Origin of the sequence: Streptomyces sp. NPDC057963 (genome assembly GCF_042887155.1) — a bacterium.
GTDB lineage: Bacteria > Actinomycetota > Actinomycetes > Streptomycetales > Streptomycetaceae > Streptomyces.
In genome coordinates this window covers 21,909-29,148 of record NZ_JBHVPX010000038.1, presented here as the reverse complement: position 1 = coordinate 29,148, position 7,240 = coordinate 21,909, and the positions used below count along the sequence as shown (strand labels likewise).

Below are 7,240 nucleotides of genomic sequence, written 5' to 3'. Positions count from 1 at the left end.
ACCACCTCCGGTGCGCGACCACCTCCGGTGCGCGACCACCTCCGGTGCGCGACCACCTCCGGTGCGCGACCACCTCCGGTGCGCGACCACCTCCGGTGCGCGACCACCTCCGGGGCTGCCCGCCGCCCCGCCGGTGCCGCCGCCCCGCCGTCCCGGACGGAGAACGGAGAAGGCGGGCCACCTGTCCGGGCAGAGAAACGGGGGAGGGGCGGGAGCCGCCGTACACGCGGTCTCCGCCCCTCCCCCGCTCGCCGGGGTCAGCCGACGTATGCCCCGCTCGCCGTCAGGCGCAGTGCCGTGTCGATCAGCGGCACATGGCTGAACGCCTGGGGGAAGTTCCCCACCTGGCGCTGCAGCCGGGGATCCCACTCCTCCGCGAGCAGGCCCAGATCGTTGCGCAGGGACAGCAGCCGCTCGAAGAGCTCGCGTGCCTCGTCGACCCGGCCGATCATCGCCAGGTCGTCGGCCAGCCAGAAGGAGCAGGCCAGGAACGCGCCCTCGTCGCCCTCCAGTCCGTCGACGCCCGCGTCCTCGCCCTTGGTGGGGTAGCGCAGTATGAAGCCGTCCTCCGTGGAGAGTTCGCGCTGGATCGCCTCGATCGTGCCGATCACGCGCTTGTCGTCGGGCGGCAGGAATCCCATCTGGGGGATCAGGAGGAGGGAGGCGTCCAGCTCCGTCGATCCGTAGGACTGGGTGAAGGTGTTGCGTTCCTTGTCGTAGCCCCGGTCGCAGACGTCGCGGTGGATGTCGTCGCGCAGCTCGTGGAGGCGCTCCAGCGGCCCTTCCGCGTCACCGGACTCGATCAGCTTGATGGTGCGGTCCACGGCGACCCAGGCCATCACCTTCGAGTGGACGAAGTGGCGGCGCGGGCCGCGCACCTCCCAGATGCCCTCGTCCGGCTCGTCCCAGTGCTTCTCCAGGTACTCGATCAGCTTGAGCTGGAGGCCCGTCGCGTAGTCGTTGCGGGTCAGGCCCGTCATGTGGGCGAGGTGCAGTGCCTCGATGACCTCGCCGTACACGTCCAGCTGGAGCTGGCCCGCGGCGCCGTTGCCGACCCGGACCGGGCCGGAGTTCTCGTATCCGGGCAGCCAGTCCAGCTCGGCCTCGCCGAGCTCGCGCTCGCCCGCGATGCCGTACATGATCTGCAGGTTCTCCGGGTCGCCGGCGACCGCCCGCAGCAGCCACTCGCGCCAGGCGCGGGCCTCCTCGCGGTAGCCGGTGCGCAGCAGGGAGGAGAGGGTGATCGCGGCGTCGCGCAGCCAGGTGTAGCGGTAGTCCCAGTTCCGGGAGCCGCCGATGTCCTCGGGCAGGGAGGTGGTCGGCGCGGCGACGATCCCGCCGGTCGGCGCGTACGTCAGGGCCTTGAGGGTGATCAGGGAGCGGACCACGGCCTCGCGGTAGGGCCCGTGGTACGTGCACTGCTCGACCCATTCACGCCAGAAGTCCGCGGTGGCGTCCAGCGAACCCTCCGGGTCCGGCAGGGCCGGCGGCTCGTGGTGCGAGGGCTGCCAGCTGATCGTGAACGCGATCCGGTCACCCGGCGCGACCGTGAAGTCGGAGTACGTCGTCAGGTTCTCGCCATAGGTGTCGGCGGGGGTGTCCAGCCAGACGGAGTCCGGGCCCGCGACCGCGACCGTACGGCCGTCGACCTTGTGCACCCACGGCGTCACCCGCCCGTAGCTGAACCGCATCCGCAGCTCGGAGCGCATCGGCACCCGGCCGCTGATCCCCTCCACGATCCGGATCACCTGCGGGGCACCGTCACGCGGCGGCATGAAATCGGTCACCCTGACCGTTCCGCGTGGTGTATCCCATTCCGATTCCAGGACGAGGGAGTCCCCGCGGTAGCGGCGGCGGTCCGCGGACTGCGGTTCCTCCCCGTCCTCCCGCGCCGGTCCCAGGCGCCAGAAGCCGTGCTCCTCGGTACCCAGAAGTCCCGCGAAAACGGCATGCGAATCGAAGCGGGGAAGGCACAGCCAGTCCACTGTGCCGTCCCGGCAGACCAGGGCGGCGGTCTGCATGTCTCCGATGAGTGCGTAATCCTCGATGCGCCCGGCCACGTGCATCTCCAGTCGAACGGCCATGTCGCCCCGTAGGGCATTACTGCGGGTCAAGAGGTCGTCGCAAGGCGTCGTTGTGGGTGAGCCCGCGAACTTGGTACCTCGCCCGGAGCGAGTGTCCGTGCAGGATACGACGCACCGGAATGATCTGCGCGACGGTCTCATCAACGCTCGTCGATGCGCCTGAGCCGAACGGGTGCGGTGTGAGGGACCTGCGGCGGTCATGTGTTGCGACTGTGCAGCGTGTGGCCAAAAGCCCGTGCGGCGTGTGGCCGGAAGCAGGCCCCCTTTGTCGCTGATACCCTGGTAGCCCGTGGACCGGTGGTCGTTCGCAACAGCAGACGAGGCCCCCGAACCGCAGCGACGGCACCTCCGGAGTCTCCGGACGGCAACGCCGGTACGCACCTCACGATCGCGACCACGGGAGCCCCCTTTGGCTATGCAGCCCACATCCACGACGACCAAGCACATCTTCGTCACCGGGGGTGTCGCCTCATCCCTCGGCAAGGGTCTGACTGCCTCCAGCCTCGGTGCCCTGCTCAAGGCGCGCGGCCTCCGGGTCACCATGCAGAAGCTCGACCCGTACCTGAACGTCGACCCGGGCACGATGAACCCCTTCCAGCACGGTGAGGTGTTCGTCACCAACGACGGCGCCGAGACCGACCTGGACATCGGCCACTACGAGCGCTTCCTCGACGTCGACCTCGACGGATCCGCCAACGTCACCACCGGGCAGGTCTACTCGCAGGTGATCGCCAAGGAGCGGCGCGGCGAGTACCTCGGTGACACCGTGCAGGTCATCCCGCACATCACCAACGAGATCAAGCACCGCATCCGCCGCATGGCCACCGACGACGTCGATGTCGTCATCACCGAGGTCGGCGGCACGGTCGGTGACATCGAGTCGCTGCCGTTCCTGGAGACCGTCCGACAGGTCCGCCACGAGGTCGGCCGGGACAACGTGTTCGTCGTGCACATCTCGCTGCTGCCGTACATCGGCCCGTCCGGCGAGCTCAAGACCAAGCCGACCCAGCACTCCGTCGCCGCGCTGCGCAACATCGGCATCCAGCCCGACGCCATCGTGCTGCGCGCCGACCGCGACGTGCCGACCGCCATCAAGCGCAAGATCTCGCTGATGTGCGACGTCGACGAGGCCGCCGTGGTGGCCTGCGTGGACGCCAAGTCGATCTACGACATCCCCAAGGTGCTGCACACCGAGGGCCTGGACGCCTACGTCGTGCGCAAGCTCGACCTGCCGTTCCGCGATGTCGACTGGACCACGTGGGACGACCTGCTGGACCGCGTCCACAACCCCGACCACGAGGTCGTCGTCGCGCTCGTCGGCAAGTACATCGACCTGCCCGACGCCTACCTCTCGGTCACGGAGGCCATCCGGGCCGGCGGCTTCGCCAACAAGGCCAGGGTCAAGGTCAAGTGGGTCGCGTCCGACGACTGCAAGACCCTGGCCGGCGCCGCCAAGCAGCTCTCCGACGTCGACGCGATCTGCGTCCCCGGCGGCTTCGGCGACCGCGGTGTCGACGGCAAGATCGGCGCCATCCAGTACGCCCGCGAGAACAAGGTGCCGCTGCTCGGCCTCTGCCTCGGCCTCCAGTGCATCGTGATCGAGGCCGCGCGCAACCTGGCCGAGATCCCCGACGCCAACTCCACCGAGTTCGACGCCGCCACCGCGCACCCCGTCATCTCGACGATGGAGGAGCAGCTCGCGTACGTCGAGGGCGCGGGCGACCTGGGCGGCACGATGCGGCTCGGCCTGTACCCGGCGAAGCTCGCCGAGGGCTCGCTGGTCCGTGAGGCGTACGACGGCCAGCCGTACGTGGAGGAGCGCCACCGCCACCGCTACGAGGTCAACAACACCTACCGCGCCGAGCTGGAGAAGAAGGCCGGTCTGGTCTTCTCCGGCACCTCCCCGGACAACAAGCTCGTCGAGTACGTCGAGTACCCGCGCGAGATTCACCCCTACCTGGTCGCCACCCAGGCGCACCCGGAGCTCCGCTCCCGCCCGACCCGCCCGCACCCGCTCTTCGCGGGCCTGGTGAAGGCGGCCGTCGCGCGCAAGACGGGTGCCGGGGCCGGCGCAGGGCAGGACACCGAGTCGGGCAAGTAGTCCGGCGGTACACAGGCATTAACGTTGGCCGGGGTACGGATCCGCTGAGGATGCGTGCCCCGGTTTCTGTTTCGTGTGGGAGGACGTAGATGGGTTTCCAGGACACGCCCGAGGAGTGGCAGGTCACCGCGACCGAGACGCCCTTCACCGGCAACAAGACCAGCGTCCGCACCGATGAAGTGGTGATGCCCGACGGCACGGTCGTACGCCGCGACTACCAGGTCCACCCGGGCTCGGTCGCCGTGCTCGCGCTCGACGAGGAGAACCGGGTCCTCGTGCTGCGGCAGTACCGCCACCCGGTGCGCCACAAGCTCTGGGAGATCCCTGCCGGACTGCTCGACGTCCCCGGTGAGAACCCGCTGCACGCGGCCCAGCGCGAGCTCTACGAGGAGGCGCACGCCAAGGCCGAGGACTGGCGGGTGCTGACCGACGTCTACACCACGCCGGGCGGCTGCGACGAGGCCGTACGGATCTTCCTGGCCAGGCATCTCTCCGAGGCCGACGGGGAACGCTTCGCGGTCTCCGAGGAGGAGGCCGACATGGAGCTGGCCCGGGTGCCGCTCCAGGAGCTGGTGCGGGGGGTGCTGGCCGGGGATCTGCACAACAACTGCCTTGTGGTGGGCGTCCTTTCGCTCGCGACGGTGCTCGCCGGCGACGGGATCGAGTCGCTGCGGCCGGCCGAGGCGCCGTGGCCGGCCCGCCCGTTCGAGGTCTGACGCTTCCTGCCACGCCCCGGCGGTCCGCGAGGACCGTTCGCCGTTCGGCGGCCTCCGGAGGCCGCTGAACGGGTCACCGAGGCCCTCCGGTCGGAAAAGATGCTGATCCGATCGGGGGACCTCTGCGCCCCGCTCCACGGAATTCGTCCACACGCCTGAACTACGCTCGGAATGCCCTGACCGGAGTCCCGGCGGGCAACGCGTGCAGCGAAGTGGAGCGTGGCCCGTGACGGATCAGGCGGTGGACACCAGCGGCCCGGCCAAGGCGGCGGGAACCGAGGGGCCCTCCGGCGCCGCACCACCCCAATTCTTCGGGCGCGAACGTGAGTTGAAAGCGCTGCGAGCCGACATCGAGCGGGCCGGGCTGGACACCCTGGCCGGTCGCAAGGCCGCCCGCGCCCGGGTCCTGCTGATCGCCGGGCGCCCCGGATCCGGACGCACCGCACTCGCCGGTGAGCTCGCCCGCCGGCTGCTCTCCACCGGTGACCACCCGGACGGTCTGCTCCGGGCCAGGCTCACCGACCCCGGCGGCGCACCGGTCCCCACCGAACGCATCGCCCGGGAGCTGCTCGACCAGCTGGGCGTGACGGGGCCGCCCGGCGCCGACGGGGACGAACTCTCCGAGATGGTCCGCGCGGCGCTCGCCGGGCGCGGCGCCCTGCTCCTCCTCGACGACGCCGTGGACGCGGAACAGGTCGACCCACTGCTGCCGGACAACCCCGACTGCCTGGTCGTCGCCACCTCCGCGGGCCCGCTGACCGGGATCCCCGGCGTGCGCCCCTGCACCATCGGCGGCCTCGACCCGGCCTCCGCCGTCCGGCTGCTCGCCCGCCTCATCGGCCAGGTCAGGATCACCGTCGACCCGCGGACCGCGGAGGCCCTCACCGAGGAGTGCGGTGGGCTGCCGGCCGCCCTGGTGATGGTCGGCGGCTGGCTCGCCGCCCATCCCATGGCGTCCGTCGCCGATGCCGCCAAACAGCTGCGCGAGCTGCCGGACGACACGGAGCAGTCCACCGGCGCCCGTCCGCTGGCCCGCGCCTTCCGGCTGGTCCATGACTCCCTGCCGTCAACCGCCGCACGGATACTGCGGCTGCTCGCCCTCGCCCCCGCCGGGCTGGCCGACGCCCACACGGCCTCCGCGCTGGCCGGCTGCTCCGTCTCCGCCGCCCAGACGACCCTCGACGACTTCGTGGCCCTGGGGCTGCTGCGGAGCAACGGGGCGGAACAACCGCAGTACGAGGTGCCCGGCTGCCTCGCCCCGCTGCTGCGGGCTCTGCTGGAGGCCACGGACCGGCCGGCCGAGATCCAGCTCGCCAGGGCCCGGATGCTGGAGCGGACCGTACGTCTGCTGCAGTCCTGCCGGGCGGTCACCGACCCCGAGGGCTCCGCGGCCCGCCGCAAGCTCGCCGGGCTGCCGCGCTCGCTGCGCTTCCCCGGCCCCGACGCGGCCGCCGAGTGGCTGCGGACCCGTCGGCCCGCCCTGCTGGCTTCGGCCGGGATCGCCGTGGAGGACGGTGAACTGGACACGCTGGCAAGGCGGTTGGTCGCCTCGCTGGTGCGGGCGCTGGCCGTGCATCAGGGCACCGAGGCCGCCGCGCCCGAGCTGTACGGACTGCACGGTCTGGTGCTGGCCGTCGCCGAGCGGCGCGACCTGCCGCGCGAGCGGGCCGCCGCGCTGCTCAACCTCGCCGACCTCGACGCGAGGACCGGCCGTACGCGGGAGGCGCTGACCCGCTACCGGTCCGCGCTGGACGCCGGGCGGGCGGCGAAGGACCCGTACGCCATCGGCCGCGCGATGGAATCCGTAGGCGGCGCATACGCCGAGCTGGGGGACTTCCAGCGGGCCTCCGACTGGTACGGCCGGGCGCTGGCGCAGCGGCTCACCCAGGGCGAGCGGGCCGACGAGGCGCGGCTGTACGGGCGGCTCGGCGCCGTCCACACCTACGCCGGGCGGTACGGCGAGGCGCTGCGGAACTGGCGGGCCGCCGCGGCCGGGTACCGCAGGCTCGGCGACGTGCCGGCACAGGCGCGGGCGCTGAGCGAGGCGGCGCGGGTGCAGGAGTACGCGGGACGGCCGCGTGAGTCGTTGCACACCTGCCAGGAGGCCGTCACATGGGCCAGGAGGGCCGGGGACGTGCGGCTGCAGGCGGCGCTGGAGCTGCGGCTGGCCGACACGCTCGACCGGCTCGGCGACCCGGCTGCGGCCCGGCTGCACCGGGGTCTGGCCGACAGATTGCTGGGCGAAGAGGGCTCAGCCTGCGAAATCCGTAGCGTGGTGACTGAAAATTAATGCTTTGTAAGGCTAGACAGCGCGAAGCCCTTCATTAGACTGGCTCTAC

At 71.4% G+C, this 7,240-nt stretch carries 4 protein-coding genes; 3 read left to right on the top strand and 1 reads right to left on the bottom strand.

Annotation, left to right across the window (positions count from 1 at the left end; genetic code table 11):
• Positions 1 to 257 precede the first annotated feature (257 nt).
• Positions 258 to 2,060 carry a glycoside hydrolase family 15 protein gene (locus tag ACFVT1_RS38850; RefSeq protein WP_389804976.1) on the bottom strand — a complete coding sequence of 601 codons (1,803 nt, stop codon included), beginning with the start codon at positions 2,058 to 2,060 and terminating at the stop codon, positions 258 to 260.
• Positions 2,061 to 2,499: 439 nt separating this feature from the next.
• Between ACFVT1_RS38850 and ACFVT1_RS38845 the strand changes: the two genes are divergently transcribed.
• The 3 genes from ACFVT1_RS38845 to ACFVT1_RS38835 all read left to right on the top strand — a co-directional run bounded on the left by ACFVT1_RS38845 (position 2,500) and on the right by ACFVT1_RS38835 (position 7,191).
• Complete coding sequence (locus tag ACFVT1_RS38845; RefSeq protein ID WP_389804942.1) at positions 2,500 to 4,185, top strand: CTP synthase; 1,686 nt, start codon at positions 2,500 to 2,502, stop codon at positions 4,183 to 4,185.
• 89 nt (positions 4,186 to 4,274) lie between these two features.
• Positions 4,275 to 4,901, top strand: a complete 627-nt coding sequence (locus ACFVT1_RS38840; protein WP_389804939.1) for an NUDIX domain-containing protein — start codon at positions 4,275 to 4,277, stop codon at positions 4,899 to 4,901.
• A 226-nt stretch (positions 4,902 to 5,127) separates the two neighbouring features.
• On the top strand, positions 5,128 to 7,191 hold the full coding sequence (locus tag ACFVT1_RS38835) for a tetratricopeptide repeat protein (protein WP_389804936.1): 2,064 nt from the start codon (positions 5,128 to 5,130) through the stop codon (positions 7,189 to 7,191).
• Positions 7,192 to 7,240: the final 49 nt, after the last annotated feature.